At 42.8% G+C, this 20,355-nt stretch carries 31 protein-coding genes; 24 read left to right on the top strand and 7 right to left on the bottom strand.

The window, feature by feature from the left end; all coding sequences use genetic code 11:
- The coding region (locus tag C162_RS03955) for a hypothetical protein (RefSeq protein ID WP_235218344.1) at positions 1-565 on the top strand (565 nt) is incomplete at its 5' end.
- Between the two features lie 109 nt (positions 566-674).
- Here C162_RS03955 and C162_RS03950 read toward each other — a convergent pair.
- Entirely contained in the window at positions 675-1,472 is a 798-nt protein-coding gene (locus C162_RS03950; RefSeq protein WP_051493216.1) for a YheC/YheD family protein, read from the bottom strand.
- The gene (locus C162_RS03945; RefSeq protein ID WP_036691463.1) at positions 1,444-3,003 is read right to left on the bottom strand and encodes a recombinase family protein; all 1,560 of its coding nucleotides are present in this window, start codon (positions 3,001-3,003) and stop codon (positions 1,444-1,446) included. The genes C162_RS03950 and C162_RS03945 overlap by 29 nt, the downstream gene beginning before the upstream one ends.
- Positions 3,004-3,038: 35 nt before the next feature.
- Here C162_RS03945 and C162_RS37320 point away from each other — a divergent pair, with 35 nt between their 5' ends.
- The 5 genes from C162_RS37320 (at position 3,039) to C162_RS03925 (ending at position 6,720) form a co-directional block, all read left to right on the top strand.
- Positions 3,039-3,167 (top strand): hypothetical protein, encoded by a 129-nt coding sequence (locus tag C162_RS37320; RefSeq protein WP_268748794.1) that lies wholly within the window; start codon positions 3,039-3,041, stop codon positions 3,165-3,167.
- A gap of 42 nt (positions 3,168-3,209) precedes the next feature.
- A complete protein-coding gene (locus tag C162_RS03940) occupies positions 3,210-4,907 on the top strand; it encodes a hypothetical protein (protein WP_036691462.1) in 1,698 nt (565 codons plus the stop codon).
- A gap of 28 nt (positions 4,908-4,935) precedes the next feature.
- Positions 4,936-5,379 carry a hypothetical protein gene (locus tag C162_RS03935; RefSeq protein ID WP_235218343.1) on the top strand — a complete coding sequence of 148 codons (444 nt, stop codon included), beginning with the start codon at positions 4,936-4,938 and terminating at the stop codon, positions 5,377-5,379.
- Between the two features lie 215 nt (positions 5,380-5,594).
- Positions 5,595-6,326 carry a restriction endonuclease gene (locus C162_RS03930; RefSeq protein WP_036691457.1) on the top strand — a complete coding sequence of 244 codons (732 nt, stop codon included), beginning with the start codon at positions 5,595-5,597 and terminating at the stop codon, positions 6,324-6,326.
- A gap of 130 nt (positions 6,327-6,456) precedes the next feature.
- Positions 6,457-6,720 carry a hypothetical protein gene (locus C162_RS03925; RefSeq protein ID WP_036691454.1) on the top strand — a complete coding sequence of 88 codons (264 nt, stop codon included), beginning with the start codon at positions 6,457-6,459 and terminating at the stop codon, positions 6,718-6,720.
- 73 nt (positions 6,721-6,793) lie between these two features.
- Here the strand turns inward: C162_RS03925 and C162_RS03920 are convergent, their stop codons facing one another.
- Positions 6,794-7,228 carry an ImmA/IrrE family metallo-endopeptidase gene (locus C162_RS03920; RefSeq protein ID WP_036691452.1) on the bottom strand — a complete coding sequence of 145 codons (435 nt, stop codon included), beginning with the start codon at positions 7,226-7,228 and terminating at the stop codon, positions 6,794-6,796.
- 18 nt (positions 7,229-7,246) lie between these two features.
- On the bottom strand, positions 7,247-7,726 hold the full coding sequence (locus C162_RS03915; RefSeq protein ID WP_036691449.1) for a helix-turn-helix domain-containing protein: 480 nt from the start codon (positions 7,724-7,726) through the stop codon (positions 7,247-7,249).
- 151 nt (positions 7,727-7,877) lie between these two features.
- Here C162_RS03915 and C162_RS03910 point away from each other — a divergent pair, with 151 nt between their 5' ends.
- From C162_RS03910 to C162_RS03850, 15 genes are all read left to right on the top strand, one after another.
- A complete protein-coding gene (locus tag C162_RS03910; RefSeq protein WP_235218342.1) occupies positions 7,878-8,087 on the top strand; it encodes a helix-turn-helix transcriptional regulator in 210 nt (69 codons plus the stop codon).
- 189 nt (positions 8,088-8,276) lie between these two features.
- Entirely contained in the window at positions 8,277-8,483 is a 207-nt protein-coding gene (locus C162_RS35875; protein ID WP_156949539.1) for a hypothetical protein, read from the top strand.
- A gap of 71 nt (positions 8,484-8,554) precedes the next feature.
- The gene (locus C162_RS03905; protein ID WP_036691445.1) at positions 8,555-8,998 is read left to right on the top strand and encodes a hypothetical protein; all 444 of its coding nucleotides are present in this window, start codon (positions 8,555-8,557) and stop codon (positions 8,996-8,998) included.
- Entirely contained in the window at positions 8,991-9,185 is a 195-nt protein-coding gene (locus C162_RS03900; RefSeq protein WP_036691443.1) for a hypothetical protein, read from the top strand. The genes C162_RS03905 and C162_RS03900 overlap by 8 nt, the downstream gene beginning before the upstream one ends.
- A gap of 130 nt (positions 9,186-9,315) precedes the next feature.
- A complete protein-coding gene (locus C162_RS03895; protein WP_036691440.1) occupies positions 9,316-9,519 on the top strand; it encodes a hypothetical protein in 204 nt (67 codons plus the stop codon).
- A gap of 31 nt (positions 9,520-9,550) precedes the next feature.
- A complete protein-coding gene (locus C162_RS36565) occupies positions 9,551-9,718 on the top strand; it encodes a hypothetical protein (protein WP_200869177.1) in 168 nt (55 codons plus the stop codon).
- Between the two features lie 82 nt (positions 9,719-9,800).
- Complete coding sequence (locus C162_RS03890) at positions 9,801-10,076, top strand: hypothetical protein (RefSeq protein ID WP_156949538.1); 276 nt, start codon at positions 9,801-9,803, stop codon at positions 10,074-10,076.
- Between the two features lie 204 nt (positions 10,077-10,280).
- A complete protein-coding gene (locus tag C162_RS03885) occupies positions 10,281-10,970 on the top strand; it encodes a Rha family transcriptional regulator (RefSeq protein WP_063828976.1) in 690 nt (229 codons plus the stop codon).
- Between the two features lie 473 nt (positions 10,971-11,443).
- Entirely contained in the window at positions 11,444-11,653 is a 210-nt protein-coding gene (locus C162_RS03880; protein ID WP_036691436.1) for a hypothetical protein, read from the top strand.
- Positions 11,654-11,680: 27 nt separating this feature from the next.
- On the top strand, positions 11,681-12,880 hold the full coding sequence (locus C162_RS03875; RefSeq protein WP_051493214.1) for a replication protein: 1,200 nt from the start codon (positions 11,681-11,683) through the stop codon (positions 12,878-12,880).
- Positions 12,881-12,919: 39 nt separating this feature from the next.
- Positions 12,920-13,105 carry a DUF6906 family protein gene (locus C162_RS37555; protein WP_442792419.1) on the top strand — a complete coding sequence of 62 codons (186 nt, stop codon included), beginning with the start codon at positions 12,920-12,922 and terminating at the stop codon, positions 13,103-13,105.
- A gap of 120 nt (positions 13,106-13,225) precedes the next feature.
- Positions 13,226-15,145, top strand: a complete 1,920-nt coding sequence (locus C162_RS03870) for a DNA cytosine methyltransferase (protein WP_084648815.1) — start codon at positions 13,226-13,228, stop codon at positions 15,143-15,145.
- 518 nt (positions 15,146-15,663) lie between these two features.
- Positions 15,664-16,323 carry a hypothetical protein gene (locus C162_RS03865; protein WP_156949536.1) on the top strand — a complete coding sequence of 220 codons (660 nt, stop codon included), beginning with the start codon at positions 15,664-15,666 and terminating at the stop codon, positions 16,321-16,323.
- 259 nt (positions 16,324-16,582) lie between these two features.
- Positions 16,583-16,885, top strand: coding sequence for a DUF7678 domain-containing protein (locus tag C162_RS03855; protein ID WP_084648814.1), 303 nt, complete (start codon positions 16,583-16,585; stop codon positions 16,883-16,885).
- Between the two features lie 36 nt (positions 16,886-16,921).
- Entirely contained in the window at positions 16,922-17,107 is a 186-nt protein-coding gene (locus tag C162_RS03850) for a hypothetical protein (RefSeq protein WP_156949535.1), read from the top strand.
- 176 nt (positions 17,108-17,283) lie between these two features.
- Here the strand turns inward: C162_RS03850 and C162_RS03845 are convergent, their stop codons facing one another.
- On the bottom strand, positions 17,284-17,757 hold the full coding sequence (locus C162_RS03845) for a hypothetical protein (RefSeq protein WP_162174439.1): 474 nt from the start codon (positions 17,755-17,757) through the stop codon (positions 17,284-17,286).
- Positions 17,758-17,928: 171 nt separating this feature from the next.
- Here C162_RS03845 and C162_RS03840 point away from each other — a divergent pair, with 171 nt between their 5' ends.
- The 3 genes from C162_RS03840 (at position 17,929) to C162_RS03830 (ending at position 19,343) form a co-directional block, all read left to right on the top strand.
- Complete coding sequence (locus tag C162_RS03840; protein ID WP_036691422.1) at positions 17,929-18,111, top strand: hypothetical protein; 183 nt, start codon at positions 17,929-17,931, stop codon at positions 18,109-18,111.
- 240 nt (positions 18,112-18,351) lie between these two features.
- Positions 18,352-18,537 (top strand): hypothetical protein, encoded by a 186-nt coding sequence (locus tag C162_RS03835; RefSeq protein ID WP_036691421.1) that lies wholly within the window; start codon positions 18,352-18,354, stop codon positions 18,535-18,537.
- A gap of 200 nt (positions 18,538-18,737) precedes the next feature.
- Positions 18,738-19,343 (top strand): recombinase family protein, encoded by a 606-nt coding sequence (locus C162_RS03830; RefSeq protein ID WP_036691419.1) that lies wholly within the window; start codon positions 18,738-18,740, stop codon positions 19,341-19,343.
- A gap of 63 nt (positions 19,344-19,406) precedes the next feature.
- Here C162_RS03830 and C162_RS03825 read toward each other — a convergent pair whose 3' ends face one another.
- Positions 19,407-19,730, bottom strand: coding sequence for a hypothetical protein (locus tag C162_RS03825; protein WP_156949533.1), 324 nt, complete (start codon positions 19,728-19,730; stop codon positions 19,407-19,409).
- Positions 19,731-19,762: 32 nt separating this feature from the next.
- Positions 19,763-20,335, bottom strand: a complete 573-nt coding sequence (locus tag C162_RS35870; RefSeq protein ID WP_156949531.1) for a hypothetical protein — start codon at positions 20,333-20,335, stop codon at positions 19,763-19,765.
- Positions 20,336-20,355: the final 20 nt, after the last annotated feature.

The raw sequence follows: 20,355 nt of genomic DNA, 5'->3' as shown, positions 1-20,355 counted from the left end.
AGCAGGACAGGTGTTCCAAGTGAAGGTAAGGGTGAATGATGAACACCTATGGTCGGAGTGGTCCAGTGGGGGTTGGGTCAAAGTAAAGGGAATGATGCTTAGAGTTAATAAACAACTTAATTCCTCTGTTGAATTATCTCAATCAACTATCCGAGTCAATCAACCAACAACTGTTAAATTGAGCGTCTATGGAAATGTCTATGGAGATGAGGGTGCTAAAGCTTATTTATTTGATGGAAATATTAAAGTTAAGGTGTCGGGATACACAATTTCAAGTAAAGAATCTTCCGGACAATTCGGTGATGTAGAACTCTCGGCTACAGGAACAACGGAAATAGATGTTCATTTTAATGATGGTGTTGCAGAGATCCCTTTAACGCTAACAGTGCCTGGTAAACAGATCTTATCTATCGAATTTGTTGATCTTAATGACAGCTTGAAGTTAATTGAAATTGATGTATTACCTGTCGATTTTAGTGAATTCTTCTTATTTTCAATACCATATTTCAAAGAAGTAGCTATGAATGATGCTGCATATTTTCAAAATCGTTCACTAAAATGCTGATTTAAATGTAGGCAATTACATGTTGCACTAAAATTCGGAAAAATGTAAACGACAAGCGCCTCTCTGTCATATACGGAGGGGCACTTGTCATTTATATAATTAACAACCCCTACTCCTCAACCACCTTAGAAGAACTTGGCGTGTTCTTATTCTTATACACCCACATCGCGTACTCCAACGGGCGGACCAGCGCTTTGCGGTAGATGCTGTTGTCGCCGGAGCGGGCGGCGCCCACGCGGCCGGCCATGCCGGTGAACTCCCAGTCGCCCTGGCCGTTCTTCTGCACCAGCATCCGGTAGTCGTGAAACCGGCCACTGGGCAGCCGCAGCGGGATGCCCTGCTGCACGAGGAATTTACCGCCGATGCACCACTGGCGGACGATGGTCTCCAGCCGGTTCAGCGACACCTTGCGCGGGGCGATGATCTGGCGGCTCTGGCGGCGTCCCTGGATATCGAAGAGAGACTTGCCTTCACGCTGACGCTCGATCCGCAGGATGCCGCGCCCACCGGTGCCGTTAATCGGCTTCACATAGACGACGGGGCTTACTTTCAGCATCCGGTGCAGATCGGTAGAGGACTGGTAGAGCAGCGTCTCCGGCATATGGGACCGGAAACGGCTCCGCTGGGAGAAGGTCTGGTGCACCGTCCATTTATTGCGCAGCGGGCGGTTCAGGAAGGTCAGATGGTCGTACCGCGCGCGGAAGCGCAGCAGCTGCTGGAAGCGCTGGCTGCGCTGAATCCGGCAGCGGTCATAGATCATATTCGGGAAGGGTCGCCATTTCCGCGACCATACTCCGCTTTTGACATCATAGACCATGGCATGAATCTGGTCCTTGCTTACATGTACATCTGCCGGGGTGAATACAATAACACGTGTATCATAGACGTGGATATAAGAACAGCTCAAACTGCTCTTTATACTGACCAGGGCCTTTTTTGTAGACCACTTTATTAAGCACAGATTTCAAAAGGGCGTTTCTGCTCATGGGATTATCTGTCTGGTAATACGATTTCACTACAGATTCTGCAATCGGTATGATCTTGCTTCTAGCTTCTTTACGGGTCAATTCCAGATCCAGATCTTTTTGAATGATGCCGATCTCTTCACTGGTTACTGTTATTCGTCTAGAGATATCTTGCGATCTCTCCATAAATACCTCTTCAGTGTAAACTCCTCTTTCCAAGAAATCGAATAACTTAACCCTTTGATTTTCCAGTTCTCTTAGCTCATTTTGCAATGAAGTAAGGGCTCGTTCGCTTAGCTTTAGCTCGTTCTGTGGCACGGTCTGCTTGCGCTTGCCCCATTTGATCTTGTACTCGTTCAGCCAAATTTCAAGTCCTTCAATGATTCTGGCCTCCACTAAGTCATAACGGCTACTACGCGAAGGGCAACCGCCGGTATTACAGCGAAAGTGAGCTGGTTGATTGCTATAAGAATATGAGCGATAAACCATAGTCAATCCGCATTCAGAACACTTTACAAGTCCGGCCAGTGCTGAAGTAACTCGTGGATTGCCATCAATATCGGATTGGTGTGGAATATGATGATGCTCTGAGAGCCTCTGGTTCGCCTTAAGGAAGGTTTCTTCATCAATGATAGGCTCATGCTTCCCTTTGACATCAACCCACTCCTCGCGGCTCCTGCGCTGTGAGGTGCGGTGTTTGCTACCATCCTTACTTTTCTTTTGTTCTTTCTTCCCCCATTGAATTCGTCCGATATATACTTCGTTTCTAAGCATTGTTAAGACCGAAGAGGCTGACCAACTCCCACCTTTATAAGTGGGGATTTTAAGCCGTCTTAATTCCGAAGCGATTTTACCGGCCCCCATTTGTTGCTGAGGATCTTCATGGGTGTACCAAGAGAAAATTTGTCTTAAGATATCAGCTTGTTCCGGATGTGGTTTTAGAGTACGACCTTGTCCATAAGGAAGAATCTCGATTAAGTAGCCAAATGGAGGTCGAGTACCTAAGAAATTCCCTTCCTCTGCAGAACGCTTTCTTCCCCCCTGCATACGGCGGGTTATAATTTTAAGTTCTTTACGGGCCATAAAGGCTTCAAATTCACTGTATTCCTCATCGAATTCATCCATAAGATCATAGGTCTTCCGTGGAGTTATGATCTTAGTCTTGGCTGAGCGAAATGTCTCCAGGATTAATCCTTGCTCCTGCATATTGCCGCGTCCAAAACGGTCAATATCCATAACCAGGACAGCATCATATTCACCTGATTCTACCTCTTTCAGAAGTTGCAACATTTCCGGACGGTGGACTAATGTTTCACCACTTACGATTTCTTCACGGATACGTACGATATTTAGTTTTAATTGCTTAGCAAGTTTGAGCAGGGCGGTCTTGTGTTTAGCCAGCGTCTCACCTTCGCCTCGCCGTTCAGCATCTTCATCAGCTCTGGACTTTCGCAAGTAAAGAGCTACATTCATTATGTACATCCCCTTTGAGTTATAGGAAAATATTTATGGATGTATTATACGGGGAAGAGGTTGAAAAAACTACTGAAGGAAAAAGAAATAAAGGATTTATGTACTGGTTGGAGAATTATTTAATGGTTTATTTTGAAGTTCTTGGGGGAGAGGTTGTTCAATAATATGTTTTATAAAACAAAATAACAAAAGTAAAGGTGGCTCTTATGATTAAACTTAGGTGGCTGTTTATCGGAACACTCATGGGCTTCATTGTGTTTATGGGTTCTTTGGCATTTGCACAAAAAACCGAAGCTGCGGATCAACGAGTGAGTATTCAATTTGATTTTGTTGGTGAAATAGGATCGACTACAATAGTACCAAAAGTTAGAGTTAACACAATAGAACTCTCTACAGGGGAACGCAAGGAAGAGGTTTTTTCTTTTGAAGATCAAGCATTTAATCTGCCACAGGGCTTTCAAGTGAAAAACTGGTTTGAAGCGGAGAAGATCAAGAAGGATTCATCTCCAGAAGTGATTTTTAATTATGGTGCTAGGAGTTACACGGTTAATTCCTCTAAGGGAATTATGGGGTATGCTCTTTATAACGGACAATCCTATGAAAATAAGGTAATAGATGAATGGCATACTCTTTGGGAAAACAGAGTTAATCGTAAAAGGTTATATTCGTTTGATTATGCAACTCATACTTTAAATTTATTAAGGGAGGCAACTCTTCAAGAGAAATTACCTCCAATTACTTTCTCGTACGTTACTGACATCAGAACTAAAGAAAAATACAAGACAATGGATTATTGGGAATATATGAATACAGGTACAAGCATAGGAGAATTATTTTTAGCGGATGATTTGTATGAATTCTCGGACCAAGTTTCCAAAACTACGAAATTATTCTCGTTATCTAAAAATACATATGTTACAAATATTCCGTTCAATCCAGAAGGGTTAATTACTGAAAAAGACTTTCTGTTATGTGAGCGCGGTAATCATTGCTTCCAATCGGATGAGAGCACTTCATTCAATGATAACGTGGTATTTATGAAAGGAGGAAAGTATTATGAAATCCTCGAAAATCATTCCATAAAAGAGATTAAGAAAATGAAATATGATTGGTCACAGTACCAATGGAAAATCACGGTGAATAATCGTGTGTTCGGAATGAGAAGGATTGATGGTTGGGACTATGTTATCAGCACGGATGGTGACAAGATAAAGAAAATATCTGAACGTTACACTTTTGTACGTGATGTAACTGTTTCACCGGATCATAAATACATGGCCATCTTTGAAGCAGCTTACAATAAATTAGAACATCAGTATGAAAAAGAGCAATTACGTATTTATGATATCAACAAACAACAATTGGTCAGGATTATTAAGCTGCCTTATAGTGATATGGCACCCACGGAGATTATATGGCAGTCGAATACTGTACTTCAATATAAGCCATTCGCTTCCAGTAACGCGGCCTATATTCGAACAGTCAACGTTGAGATTCTTTCTGGAGTTATCTCCAAGGACTTGTGGGAAGCTTACGATTCTAAGGATGAATATATCATTACTGCGTCCGATAAGAGCAATTACTTTTCTTTTGTAAGACCACTGGAGATACGTTATCAAGGAAAGCCTATAATGTACTCCAAACAGCCGTCATTTGAAGGAGAGAATGGGCTAGTTTATTGCTCAGTGAAGGATTTGGCTGCCGGGTTAGGCGCACAGATTAAAGTTGAACCTGGTGTAATTAAACTTACTTTAAAAGGGAAAACAGTAACAGTTGATTTAAAGGATAAACAAATAATCACATATGCGGGAACAGTATACGCACCGATTAAAAGCATAGTGCTAAAATTAGGTTTGCAATATAAACGAGAGGATCAATTTGCAACTCAAATTAATTTAGAATAAGCATAATCTTTCACTCCATGAGGCCGGGATGTATTACCCATATAGAATTTATAAGAACAGGTTGCTTGAAAGGAGGAAAAGGATATTGGGGGTTAACTCAAAAGGGAAAAGAAAATTAGAGCACAGTGGTAGAACATATTATTGGAATGTCCAGCTAGATCCTGAAGACTACGGGCAGACTAATCTTAATATCGTTTCAGAGGATAAGAAGTTAGTTCTATCTTACAATCTAGGACAAGCTAACAAGAATGTACGACCATTCATTGTGGTTAAGGGACTCGAGTTTGAAGGTTTAGACAATTATTATAGGCAAGGTTGGGTACGAGTGCTGACTCCGTATTGGGATGATAATATTATTACGCCTGGACTCGTTAAAACCATAATTGAATGGTGTTTACTCAAAAAAGATCTCCTGGAGCTAATTGATTGGAGAGGGGAAATACAACAGTACTCCCCGAAAGAATTGCAGTAACGTGCAACGATAGTTCATTAAACCAACAGCAGTCTGAAACGTTGTTTAGTTCAAGACTGCTTTTGGCATTTATGAAGACAATTTAATGCCGTACACTCCGAGCATGATGATTTAATAATTCATCTTGTATAGGTCTAAAGTTTTATATTTAAAAGGGATTTTCTTCCTGAATGGAGAATATTGAACTATGAAATATGATCTCGGAGGGATATTAATTGGCAAGAAGAAAAAGCAAAGCTAAGCAGGAAGAAGAATTTTTTCAGGGATTAGCTGGTTTAACAGCAGTGGGTTTGGCATTTGGAGGCTATTATGTAACGAAAACTATCCAAGGTGCTGTAGTCGGAGCAATAATAGGTATTGCTGTAGTAACGATAATAATGATTGTTATTGGACAAAAACGTGCTGAACGTCTGAAGAAATCAGGGATTGCCGAAATTGACAAGATGGAAGGAGTTCAATTCGAGAGATATTTAGGTCATTTATTCCGAGCTCAAGGTTATAAGGCCGAAGTAACAAAGGCTGCTGGAGATTATGGGGCGGATCTGACTATCCAGAAGGATAATAAAAAGATTGTTATTCAAGCTAAACGCTACAGCAAAAATGTTGGCATCAAGGCTGTGCAAGAGGCGCAGGCATCTATTGCTCACTATGGAGCGTCAGAAGCTTGGGTTGTATCCAACAGTGATTATACAACGGCTGCTTATGATCTGGCGAAATCCAACAGAGTAAAGCTAATTAACCGTGAGGCACTGATTGAGATGATTCTCACGATGAATTCGGGTGCAGCACCTTCACCTAGAGCAGTAATGGCTGAGGTACCGGTTGACGAGTATATTTGTCCAAAATGTGGGAGCAAGCTTGTTCTAAGAAGTAGCTCAAAGGGTCAATTTTACGGCTGTAGCAGCTTCCCAAAATGCCGGCATATCAAAACGATAGAAGTAGTATAGCTTGTAGATATAAGCAATAACTTTTTGTGAAGGAAGAAATAGTTGTCTAATGGCTCTAAAATGAGCGATAATTTTAAATTAGAGGAGAAAATCAACCAGTGGTCGAAATAGAAAATTGGGAGGTGCAGTAATGCAGATAATAATTCCGATTGAATTATTAGATACTGAAACTAAGAGAAAGATTTATGAAGTACAAGGTAAATTGAAGAATGAAACAGCAGAATTGTCTGACATTGGAGTTATCATGAATGTAGTTCAGAAATATCCTAACGCTTTGAATTCTTATGGGATAACTTTGGTAGCAAGAATTGCAGAAGTTCACTTTAAACATCCAGAATACGTGGATTATGACTATACTTTGGAGAATTTAAATGCGGCATTTGGACTTGTATGAAAAGGGGGATAGAATTCTGCCCGCGCTAGGAAATCAGGCGGAATTCTATATTCTTTATAAATGTTTGTGTATGTTATTCATAAGTTATTTTCTTTAGTTGTTCCAAGCCCGCAGGCACCCCGTATATAGCCGCAGCTTCTTGTACCGTGAAGTTCTTATGTTTAAATTCATAAAGCAATTCATCAGGCATCAACAACTCCACAGCAAATTGATTCGCTTCCCGTTCAATCCGATCCACAGAGTAAAGAGTATGTCTTCGGAGAAATGGAGTATTCACATTAGGATGTAAAATGACATGTCCTAATTCATGTGCACAAGTAAAACGTTGGTCCTGCTGAGAAGCAGTGTTGTTGATATGTATCATCTGTAATCTACGACTCGAATTATAATAGCCTAACATGTCACCCAACAATTCAAAAAGAACCAGGATATTTTTCTGGGATGCAATTTCAAAGGGGTCATTGGTTCTGTGCTTCTGGATTAGTTGGGTTACAGTAGTTTTGATCATGCTGTATCCCTTTCCTAACTAATCTCTGTATTTATTTGGAGTAAACTTTTGCTTGGAAAGTTCTCTGGCTAATCGCAAAGAATTTTCTAGCGAGATCGCAAATAATCGCTTCGTTTCCTCATCCATGGGTTCCCCGTTAAAAGCTAATGCCTCGTTTGATTCGAGATCCGCAAGCATTCGCTCAAGGTCTTTGCCGATGTCCTTTTCGTCTTTATCTGTGAGTTTGTAGTAGGGATCGATATTGTTAGTTTCTTGTTTCTCTTCTTGAATTTCCTTTTTTCTACTTGGTGTCTTATCGTCAGTCTCACCCAACAGATAGTCGGTAGATACATTAAAGAAATTCGCCAATAAGATAAGACGATCCCTTCTAGGAATTGAATTTGAAGCTTCTAGTCTTCGGATCGTTGCTGAAGGAATATCTAATTTAATAGCTAATTGATCTTGAGTAAGACTGCGTTCAATTCGGAGTTCTTTTAATCGATCATTAAATATTGACATGTTGTTCACCGCCTGTTTTTAGCATAGCCTAAAATGTTCGTAAAATAAACGTTCACTTAATGAGCTTTTTTTGCATTGACACGCTCGTTATACGAACATATAATGTGGTTATAAAAGTTCGTAAAACGAGCAAATGAAAGGTGGGGGGAAAGTGAAAGAAAAGCGTGAGAATCTTATTACTGCAAGAAAAAAGAAAGGATGGACTCAAGAAGAACTTGCAAAATCGGTAGGGATATCAAGAGCTTACTTAGCTAATATAGAAAGAGGAGAGCATGATCCCTCTCTAAAGGTTGCACAGCTAATATCATACCAATTAGAGTTAAGTGTGGATCTTATTTTTTTTCAAAGTGTTGCTCGTTAAAAGAACTATTTTTTTCTGTACATCTTTTTAATAAAAGTGCTAACTAAAATTATGTATGTATTGTTCGAAATGCGAACATTTCGAACGGTATTATTCATTTTTTGAAAATAAGTAATGGGAGGTGAAAAATCATGGTTGTCCCTCGATCATCCCTGCATACACATAATGCCAGGGGGGATGCTGGCATGATTGTTGCAACCTACACATTTGGTGAGACAATGGTTCATATCTGCGATGACCATCTGGTCACAGACCCGGCTGAACGGGATAGAGTGGAGACTGCGATTGCTGATGCCGCTTGGGTATGCCTACAAGACACAGCAGAACTGGAATGAAGCAAACATTATCATTATAGCCTTTGTAGAGTGTTTATATAAGGAACTACTTCATAATTAGAACTCATTCACTTTTAAATAATCTGATGCAGAGCATGGAGTTTACTTAAATGAAGAACAGGAGCAAGTGGCATGGGGAAATTATTAAGCATTGCTCAGCGGCTGGTGAACAAGTCACAAGAGATTGAAGCAATAAAAGAAGAACGTCATTCTTTGTTTTCAGAAATAGAAGCTAATGAAGAACAAATTATTGAAATGCATTACGAAATGGAGTTCAAAAGGCTTGAATGTATGTACTTAAAGCAAGAGCAGATCAAAGTATTAAAAAATCATACAGATGTATATGACATGCAGGTCTACCAACAACAACTGAAACGTCTGGAGTCCATCATAAATCGTTGCATATCTTCTATACTCAAACGTCTTTTTGAGGGAGGGTATGGTCAGGAACTAAAAAAGCGTGGACTTATCAAAGAGTTCATAGAAGGTAGTCCACCTCTGGCTCATCAAGGGTGTGTGATTCAAGGTGAATTCGTTCACAAAAGTTCTCTAGTACGGAGAGTTCCAGATGAGTGAGTGGGACAAATTGGAGTTTGCCGATGCGCTGTCCGTCAGATTTATGCAGCTTACCGTTTTGGTTAATGCGACAAATGAAGATCCGAGTCGTGAAGAGGCGGAGCAAGAGCTCCACCTTCTACGTACCGTTATTCTGGATCTTCCGAAAGACATTTTGGATTTAGTTAGGCAGCGTATTTCCTTATAGAGTGGGACAAGCCCAGTGTTCATACTAACGAAATATTGCACTCAGTTCGTTGTGAAGAAAGGACTTTGGTATTCCTAATTACTCAACGCAAAATTGCGTTAAGCCCAGTCATGAGAATGGGGATGTAGATGTGCGCGCTTTAGTTAACGATAAGCCATTAATTAAAAGTATGGTTGGGGAACGGATTTGGGCCTTGAAGCCAGTGGATTCAGTGGCGTTCGATCGGGAGCTTGAAGCGTATTTTGAAAGAGGTTATCCAGGATTCAGGGTTGTATCGTTTGAATACCCTTATATCTTCTTGAGTGATGAAAGGGAAGCAAATAAAGCGAAATAGATGAAGATTGTTAACTAAAGGAGGAAGGTCAATGCAACAGTGGAGCAATAATGCATGCCTGGGGTATGTCCGTGCAGCATTGTTACGCAAAGGCTGGGCTGAGGAACAGATTAGAGAAGTCGTTCGTGCCGTGTATTATGAATTTGATTTCAAGACCATTGAGGAAGCGGCCAAGCTGTATGAAAGATCATTTGATTAACAGGCATATAAGGTTATTTGCTGATAGGATCTCTTATACATGAACTAGAAAAATCAGATAACAACGGAAAGAGTGAATAATAGTGGGGAATACAAACTTATTGCCGGTGATTACTGGCAGAGCTGCTGCAGAATACCTGCAGGACTGGCTGCACATCTCTGCAATAGTGAAGGTTGTATCTGACGGCCGAAAGCATCTCTATTTCAGAGGCAAGGATCAGATCGGAAGACGGATGGAATATCGCGTGGAGACGGTGGCTGAAGCCGATTATCACAACATTTATGAACGGCCATCAAATCCCGAACAACCGGAAGAATGGGAATGGGCTGATGCGATCTCAGTGAAGAGACAGGGCTGACGGAGCCGATCCACGCATCATGGCTAAGACTATAGATTCCTAAGATGAAACAACGCTTGATGATGGCTGGGGGGATACCAGCCGAAACCTACCGGTCAGTGCCGGGAAGGTCGCAGAATCCGCCATAGTGGGAGGACTAATCTATCCCCTATGTACAGTTAGGTGCTTGACGCATTAGAACTACATAACGAAGGGTGGATGTTAATGACAAACGGACTCACGGTTCAATCGTCTGCAATAAACCAGGATGAGAATGGTCATTTTGTTTATGTCGAGAATGGACAAGCCATGACCGATAGCCGGAGCATTGCGGACAAGTTCGGCAAACGTCATGCGGATATTCTAAGGAGCATTAAGACACTCGAATGCAGTCCCGAATTCACTGAACGCAATTTTACGCTTAGTGAATATTCGGATAGATCGGGACGCAAGAATCCCTACTACAAGGTGACCCGGGATGGCTTTGTGTTCCTGATTACGGGCTTTACCGGCCGTGAAGCGGCGAGATTCAAGGAAGATTATATTGCGGCCTTCAATCAAATGGAGAGCCAGCTACAAGAACAAGGCAGGCTTGCTTCGACACCACCCAATCCGTTGCTCATTAGCGAAGCGGCATTTACTCAAATGAAGGAACGCGTACAGGAAGTAGAGCGGCGGCTGGACGATGTTGTCAAGGAAGTCACACTCAAGACTGTGGAGCAGAAGAAGCTGCATGCGGCTATAGGCCGCAGAGTAATCTTGTTTGCAAATCAGGCAAGTCAGAAGCCGGGATTCTACCGGCAATTGTACCGGGTGATCTATGCCGAATTTCAGGTTACTAGCTACAGGGATATCCGCAAAGAAGACTTGGGGAAGGCACTGCAATATGTAGAAGGCTGGAGACCGCTAACTTAACGCGGTTCTGCGCTCAGTTGTTATTTACTCCACCTAATGAGCGATTCTCTGCGTCCAGTGGACTGAACGCAGTCTGTCGTAAAGCGAATCTAATCCATTTTGGGTTAAACGCAGTATTGCGTTCAGTAATTACAGGACAGTGAACGCATTCCTGCGCTGAGCTGGGCAGAGGGGCTGAACGCAATTTTGCGCTCAGTGCTGGGGCATAAGAGGGAGGTGAGGAATTCATGCAGGAAGAGATGACGTTACCCTTACTCGCAACCATCTGGTTTGAACGTAATCCGCTACAGCATCATGTGCTAGTCAAGAACATCAGACGTAGTGAACAACAAAAAAGGTACATAAGCACCGCAAATGCTTACGTACCTGGTCCAACAAGCTCAATTATCATCTCATAAAATATTCAGCAATGCAATTTCCTCACTTAGCGCAATTTTGCGTTCAGTGGACCGGAGTGACAAGGGGGCCATGCAATGAAGCATATCGAACAAATGGATCTGTTTGATCTCATCGATGTTCAGATTGAGCAGCCGCCAGAGGTCTTGAATGGAATGTACTACGAGCAGGCCACCGGTCTATTCGTATCGTTTGTATGCGGACGCAGGCATTATGAGATCCCCGCCAAGGGCTGCGGTCTGAACCGGGAATGGCAGGAGAGAACGAAGCGACTCCGGGCGATTTAGGCCCGACAGAATACAGGAGGCGATGCCGTGGATTCCAGTGTTAATCCTCAGCCAACGGATGCTCACATCAGAATATCGCATGAAATACACCGAGAGCTGATCCGGCGGAAGTTTTCTCAGCGCCAGCGTGATGTCATAGATTTTATCCTGACGCTGAGCTGGGGGTGCGGGAAGCCATCGGCGATCATTCCCGAGTTGAAGGATTTTGCGGAGATAGGGATCGGTAAAAATCACATTCGTGGTGTCTTGGTAGAACTGCTTCAAGGGAATGTGATTCTGTGGGATAAGGAGATAAATACGTTTCAGGTGAACAAGCATTACGATCTCTGGACCATGGAGTCAGTAACCAGCCCGAATCCCAGAAGGTTCAATGAGCTAATCAATCTTAATCTTGCGAGACCTTCGCCCAATTTGTTGAAATCTACTATACCCGAAAAGGGAACTGAGTTCCCGAAAGAGGAACCGAGTTCCCCAAAGAGAGACCAAGTTCCCAAAAGAGGAACTGAGTTCCCAAAAGAGGAACCGAGTTCCCTAAAAGGGGACCGAGTCCCCGAAAAAGGAACGGAGTTCCTGAAAAGGGAACTAGCCAGTTCCCAAAAGGGGAACCGTACAGTTCCCAAAAAGGGAACCGTCACACGCAATTATCCTAGTCGTATCAAAGGTTTCAGCGTTTCTAAAGCTAGTATTAAAGCTATTAAAAGATTTAAAAGAACTACTACTACAATAACAACAATGAGTACTAGCGCTGACACGCTAAGGACGGATCATGAACATTATTCGATTCAGAATATCAAATTGGACTACAAAAATAATTTTATTGCAGGCGGCAGGCTAAACTCTTTTGACGAGAATGACTTAGAGACCCTACACGGTACCTACGGAGGGGAGTGGTTACACTCTGCGATGAGAGCAGCCTACCGGCTGGGGACGGATAAGCGGAATTTAGCTTATGTACAAGGCATCCTCCGGGGTTACCGTGAACGAGGCGGTATGGACAAACCGGAACCCAGGATAACTGTAGTACCTTCAGCCACACCGCCTTCTCCAAGGAGTAATGAACGTTCTCGCAATCAGGGAGGAAGAAGCCGGAAGTCGGAGATCCCCATTCTGACCGATGATGGCAGCGGGGTAATTCCTAGCCCAGATGAGATGGCAGAGTTGATGCGGAAGGCACAAGAGATCAAGGAAACCAAAGCTTTGGAGAAGGTAGAGGTAAGTAACCGGTAACTTATTTTCAAGGCAGCCATCAGAAAGGTTGGGAAGATAATGATCACGGAGAATCACCTGGATAAGAAAAAGAGCAGAGGAGTACGTCCCACACGGCGTCAAAAGCAACTGATCAGTCAGCACCGCCTCACTCCTGCTAATTGGTTGGTACTGAGCGTAACGCCAGCGAAATTACAGTTGCAGCACAAGAAGAACGGTACCACACGTGTTATTAACTGCCTGTAGGGGCTGAAATGATAGAGAAGCAACTTGGGAGTGTTAGGGTTTCCTAACAGGTACAACCAGGCTTCAAAACAGAACATACGCTCTCAGTATTGCTATGTGAGTGTTCAAAGGAGAATCGATTTGGAACAAATAAACAACATTCATTATAAAACCGCAGCCGTGTTATTTGGAGGTATTGGCGGAGAATCCGCAGGCTTACTGCGTTCCAAGGTGGAGTATGGCGGCAAATTGTATAAATTCAAGTTGCTGTGTTCAATTGACAGCGACCCGGTTGCTTGTCGTAACCATGATCTGATTACCGGAGAGCAAACGTCAGTCGTAATGGATTTGTTCCAGCGTTGGCAGTACGAGGCTTGGCACGGTCATACACCACCGGCTGGATGGCGTGAAATGACACCATCGGATATTTGGTTAGCTTTTCGTGAACAAGTCCCCTTTTTCTTATTCCTCTCACCACCGTGTAAAGGGCAAAGTGGCTTGTTGCCACAAGATAAAGCCAAATCGGATAAATACCAGGCACTTAATTATTTAACTGTACATGGTCTGGAGATCGCATTGCAGGCTTGTCTTGAATATGGGGGAAGCTTACCAGCAATTATTCAACTTGAAAATGTGCCGCGGATTACCTCACGAGGAAAGCCTTTGCTTAAACAGATCAGGAAACTGCTTGAGAAATTCAATTATGCCGTCAGCATCCGAGCAGATCATAACCTGGGAGAAGTCGGTGGATTAGGCCAGAACCGTGTGCGGTTCCTACTGATGGCTCGTCAGGAATCTCAAATACCCAATGTGATTTACTACCCGGAGCCTAAACCTCTAAAAACGATTGGTGAAGTAATTGGTCCCCTCCCGTTTCCAGGTGACACGGTCGCTGGTGGTCCACAAAACCGTATGCCAAATTTAGCCCGGAAATCTTGGGAGAAACTCATGGCTATCCCGGCAGGTGGGGATTGGCGAGATTTAAATGACTTTGAATATCAGAAGTACCGGCTGCTGCATGAACCCCGTAGTGGTGCATGGGCGGTAGAGCATTGGGATCAAACGAGCCGAACGGTAACAGGAGGAGCAGGTGTAGGCCGGAGTAACGGTGTGGCTGCGATATCTGATCCACGATTAAACCTGGGAGAAGGGACGTACTCCTCCATTTACAGATTAGTGAGGTGGGATGAAGAGTCGCCATGTGTAACTGGTGCAGCAGGCGTCAACAATGGGGCGTTGAGTGTAGTTGACCCCAGGTTGTCTGAAAGGGATAGCCGCCATCCCGCAGCGTATCGGGTGGTGAAAGATAATGAGCCGGCCCCGTGTGTAACCGGTACACGGTTTGGCAGTGGAGCTATCGCCATTTCGGATTCCAGGGTGAATGATCGGGAGGGTAGATTTACGAATCAATTCAAGATGCAATCTTGGCAAGAGCCTGCCAAAACCGTCACGGGGGACACAGACATTCAAAGCGGTGCGCAACTAATTGCTGATCCGCGCTGTAATGCGCCCCTGCAGCCCGATTGTTACGGCGTACAGGAATGGAATAGAGCTTCCAAAACGATCCGTGGTGCTTCACGAATTATGCAATCAACCTCCAGTATTGCCGACCCAAGGCTGACTTGTGCTCCCCGCGCAGACACTATGGGAGTTCAAAAATGGAGCGAACCCGCAAAAACGGTCACCGGAACAGCAGACATTCATTCTGGCGCTGCTGCAGTAGCAGATCCACGGATTCCCGAGCCAGATGAAAGGTGCGCCATGATTATTATTGCGGAGGATGGGACCTGGCATCGGCCACTAACTACTTTTGAGATGGCCATGCTGCAGAGCTTCCCTCAGTACCTTCCAGACGGCAGACCCTTCCAGTTGGAAGGCTGCTCAGATGCCAAAGCGAGAGAATACATCGGGAACGCCGTTCCAAGGGACACAGCAGAGGAAATGGGCAATGTCGTGCTGATGGCTGGTGCGGAAGCAGAGGCCGGAATTCCGTTTGAGCTTAGTTGGAATCCGGTGTGGGTGGTTCCAGAGGTAGGAACAGAAACGATTCTGGTGCATTGAGCTATGTGTCTGGGAAGGAGTAGAAGGGTATGAGTCAACTCTCCACTAAGCCGATCCATCCTCGTGCTATGGATATGAGCCCTTGTTATCCCCAAGTAAGGGGTGCAGTATTGACCGTCTGAAAATATGCGTGAATCCACAAGCAGACATTGCAGAATACGAGTCGATCCAGACCTCATTCGGGGCTCTGCGTGTTAGTACAAACCCGTATGTTACGAAAGGTGTCGCATATGTGGTGGAAGAACCAGGGCGCGGTGAGATCGCTTTTGCCTGGGTAAATCGCTAAGCCTGATCCATCAATGATAAAGATAAACTAGCCGAGCTCAAGAAATCTGATGCTGGAATAGAGCATTTCCAAGGGGGAGTAGCAATTGATTTGCCTCCATTGCGGCAATAGATGCCAGGAAGTAAGAGAAAGTGTCTTCCGCTGCAGCGTCTGTAATAAGGGCTTTGAACAAAGTTCATGGGATTTCGATTTGGAAGAGACAGAGAGCTTATCCGGGGGGGAGTGTGGAACATTGAAGAATTTTCAAGTCACAGAGCTTAATATTTCATTGGTGCCAGTGGATTGGTTATTTGCAAGATACCAGAAGTTGAAAAAATCTGTGAAGATAACCGCTGGCGGACAAAAAGAATTGATGGTCATTCGTGAGTATTTGGAGAAAACAGGTAGAACCTCTGTCAGTTCTTGTGATGAAGAAGTGGAGCAGACTGAAATGGATATTCCTGTTGCGATCCGGCAGCAATACGTATCTATCGTGGAGTACCGGCTCAAGCAATACTATCAGGCAAATAAGCGGAAGCAATGGTTACACGCAGAACTTCAGACCGTTAGGCCGAAGGAGCCTAAAGTTACTGCCGGTATGGAACTTACGGGTGTGAGTGGACGATCAGGTATCCCGCACTCTTCAACGGAGCAAGCCGTCATGAGTATGTTTGATAAAGCTGAACGGCTTCAAGACGAAATCTGGGAGGTGGAGGACCAGTTATATCCGATGGAGAAAGCCTTGCGTTGCCTTGATCCTGATCAGCTGAAGCTGGTTGAAGCGAAGTATTTTTGCCGGGAAGAAGAATTAGACGAGTACCTTATGAACAGTTTTAACTGGTACCGTGCCAAGTACTATCAGGTGAAGAAGACAGCGCTTATTTTGCTGGCCCAATCCCTGAGAATCATCTAGATATGGTTCAGGACTTCTATACATCTAACTAGGGAGAAAGGATTAATGCTATGGAATTTAATGATCCGGTATTTAATGAAGTACAAATGCTCAGATTCGTACATGGGGATATATACCTCAAGCTTATGTATAACCATATGTTAGGAAAAGGTCATTCCCATGAAACTGCGCTAGAAGTCTTGTTTAACGCAAATGTGTTAGGTGATTCCGGGATGACGATTGCGTACGAATCATTTGCATAAGAAGGAGAACAAAAATAATGCCATTGGAATATAAGCATCCACTGTACACAGGTTGCCTTTATGAAGGAGAGGTTCAAGGTCTCTATGTACAAGCACAGGTATTTTCTGAGCCATCCTCGTTTGGAATTGGTGAAGGTAGAATCAGTAGACTCACGGTGTATCCGAATAATCGAAAAGAAGTTGTTAATAGTCTGGCCAACTATGAGCGGAGTTGGCATGGAAAGCTTCCAGCAGATAGCAAGATTCGTGCTGTTGTCGAAGCTGCAGTTCGACAATTTGATCATAAAGATGTGGATTGGGAGGCTGAGGCATCGCGTTAGATTGTAAAAAATTTAATGGGTAAGGGGTGGGGATTTATGGAGCTTGGTTTGTTTGAACAAATGATATTGTGTCGTGCCTTAAGAGAAGCCGGTTATGAAGAAGTTCATTATGCACATTCTAATGATAGATGCCATGTGTTTCACACTGAATTGGGATTAGTTCCAGTTGATAGAGAGACCGGGAAATTCGATTCCAAGGATTATAGACAGATGTTCCAGTAAGCATTTAAGCGGTGCGCAATGGATGATAGACGCAAACTGCGCATTAGGGAGGGATTGTACGTTGTCCCAAATTAATAAACGACGGAAGCTCTGAACGAGAAATAGAGTCATAGACTGCCGCTTTGTTGTTGAACTAACGTTCCCCGTTGGCGTAATGCTTTTGCTTTAATTCTAATTTAATCCCAAAAATTAAAAATAACATCTCCGATTGTTTTAGGTTTCCAGTGAAAGATTTGGTTTATTTCAGCTTTGTTTAAGCTATTTTTGTTTATCACATTATGAGTTTTTTCATCCAGTATTAATCGTTGATTAAGCTCATTTGCAGATAATACCCTAAATCCAATGTTTAAGGCATCTACAACACAAGAAAGTGAGTGGTCAACAAATTGAATATCGAAGTATAGAATTGATGAAGCAAACGCAACAAAAGGATAGGAACTGTTTAACAAGATAAAAATGCTTCCGTTTTCTAAACAGAGCTCTGCTTCATAAAAATTCTGTGATACATGTGGTTCTTTAAGGTACAGAAGCTTTCCTTTAGAGGAGTTTTCCAAGGTGTAACAAAGTCGTTTTAAATGTGATAAATAGACCTCTTGTGAATCCTTGATAAGGAATCCAGATATACCATCCAGAAGCAACACTTCCGTCACCTACCTCTTATTATTTTCCAAATAGTTACCGTAATGACGATTTAACTTTAACACATATTGAAACAATTTAGCCCGTTAGTTTAAAGATGCTTTTCATCGAGAGTCAGAGTAATTGATGAACAGTACGAAGATACTGACCAGTATACACATAATGCCAAGGGAGAATTCGAAATGATCAAAGCTGAAACCGTAGAGCAGTTTTATATTTTGAAATGGCTGGAAGCAAGTTTCGTAACGGAGTTGCTGGAAATAACGTTAGTTGATAGGTACACCGTGAAGATAAAAGATGCGGACCATAAAATCGCTCGTGTTACTTACGCTGGCAAAGACAACATCATAATAACCGAGGAGTGATTGAGATGAAGATCGCTGTGTATACCGGAATTACGGGTATGGGAAAACGGTTTGAATGTTATACAACACTTGAAGAAATATAGGGGTACGAGAACAAGGATAAGGCCAGAAAAATAATTTCCGGCCTAAAAAGAACTGGAGCCTGCGTTCTTCCAATTAAGGGGAGTATTGAAGCTGTCTATTATAAAGTAGTTCCAGGATCTTAATGGACTTCTAAATATAAATGAGGAGCGTGAATGAATGAACTTTAAATTACAGAAAGGACACCTGCAACAGCGGCGCACTTTATTGCAGCAACTTGCAGATTATAGCGACCTTATGGAGGGAGCAATTAAGAAAGAAGATTTGGAGCTCTATGAGAAAATGGAGAGAGAGTTTATACGCATAGTTGAGCAATTAGAGTTCGTGGGTAAACGTTATAAATGAATTTTCATTGGAAGTTTCGATTTGAGGTGACCTCGGTCACCTTTCTATTTCAATGAAGGAACAGTTCCAAAAAGCATGCTTTTTGAGACAACGGAATAACTAGCAATTAATTCGTTTCAAAAGACCAAAAAATCAGTTTCGGAACGTCTCAGTGATTCAAGGGATCATTTGAGACGTTTGTTCTATTAGGAGGGGTCCCATTGAAGTTCGCATATGGAAGAGTTTCAACAAAGGAGCAAAATGTTGAGCGTCAGCTTTTGAAGTTCCGGGAATTAGGGATTGAGGAACGGTTTGTTTTTGTGGATAAGCAGAGCGGCAAAGATTTTGATCGTCCACGTTACCAGGCGATGCGGCTCATGCTGCGGGAAGGTGATCTGGTTTACGTAGATGCTCTAGATCGGCTGGGCCGGGACTATGACGGTATCATTGCAGAGTGGAAGTATGTCACGCGAGAGATTGGCGCGAATATTGTATGCCTGGATAACGAAATACTGTTCGATTCCAGAAAGTTTAAGACCATGGGAGACTTCGGAAAGGTTATGGAGGATCAGTTTCTTAGCCTCCTGGCATATGTTGCGGAACAAGAAAGGAAGAAGAACCGTTCAAGGCAGGCTGAAGGCATTGAGGTAGCCCGGGCGGAAGGGGTTACTTTTGGCCGACCCAAACATGAGATTGATAATACATTCATTGAAGTATATGAGGCGTGGAAATCCGGCGAGTTTACTGCAACGGAAGCGATGAGAAGGATCGGGATGAAGAAGCCGACTTTCTACCGAAGGGTGAAAGAGTATGAGAATACTTTATAATAAAAGGCTATATTGAACTCTATAGAGTTCAATATAGCCTTTTATGTGGAAGTACATTGTAATTCAGCTTACCCAGACCATGTAAAGGGCTTGTCCATCCGAATGATCTTCATCAGCAAAGATATTTTGAAAGCGTTGGTTCAGTGTGTTTTCTCTTGTAAGATTAAAAAGTAATGCAAAGGCTAGTTTAGGGTCGCTGGTTACATAGCCTTCGAATTCAACACCTATTTTATTAAATGCATCACCGTTATAAACCCATTCTTCTGCTTCACGTAAAGTTTCAAAATGGACCGTTTCTCTGAACCAACGTATATTGTTTTGTTTTGCTCTTTGATTTTCTTCTTTGATGAAGTGATAAGAGTCGTCTTTGTTATTCCTATCGACCAACTCAATTCCCCCTATATTAATTGGTTTTATTTTTATGGAACTAAGCATGATACTGATACTAAGCCTCCTGCTCTTGCACTATCAATTTTAAAATTAATACCTACTGTGTCACCTGACTCTAAACGTGCAGTTCCACCTAAACTGCTAGGATAAGTTGATATACTACCATGAAATGAATAGCTAGAAGACTGACTATGAGGAGCGTAAATATTTGCTCCATTTATAAAATGAGTTAATCCAGAAGCTGTAGTAACACTGCCGTTTACTGCAGATACTGTGACTTGTGGCCCAAAAGCAGCTATTCCTGCTGGTGTAAGTGACAATCCCCAAGAAAGAACTTTATTAAAGGAATACTGTGATATAAAACTTGTAAGTCCTAGATTACCCCAAGTACTTGCACCGCATGATTTTATTTCATTGACATTAAAATTTTGTGAAGGCAGCAAATCATTTTCTTTATTATTTAGTATATCAGAAGTGGGATTCAATGTTTCAAAGTGTGTTCCTGTTTGTTCGATTGGGTCTGCTGCAACTAAGAGACCAAATGAGGAGAAGGCAAGTACGAGTGTCAAAAGTAGTGAAAGAAAATGCTTTTTCCTGTTCATGTCATACCTCCAAAGTTTTT

It is taken from the genome of Paenibacillus sp. FSL R7-269 (assembly GCF_000517865.1).
GTDB lineage: Bacteria > Bacillota > Bacilli > Paenibacillales > Paenibacillaceae > Paenibacillus_AQ.
Note: the sequence above shows the minus strand (reverse complement) of the source record. Positions and strands in the feature narration are given on the sequence as shown.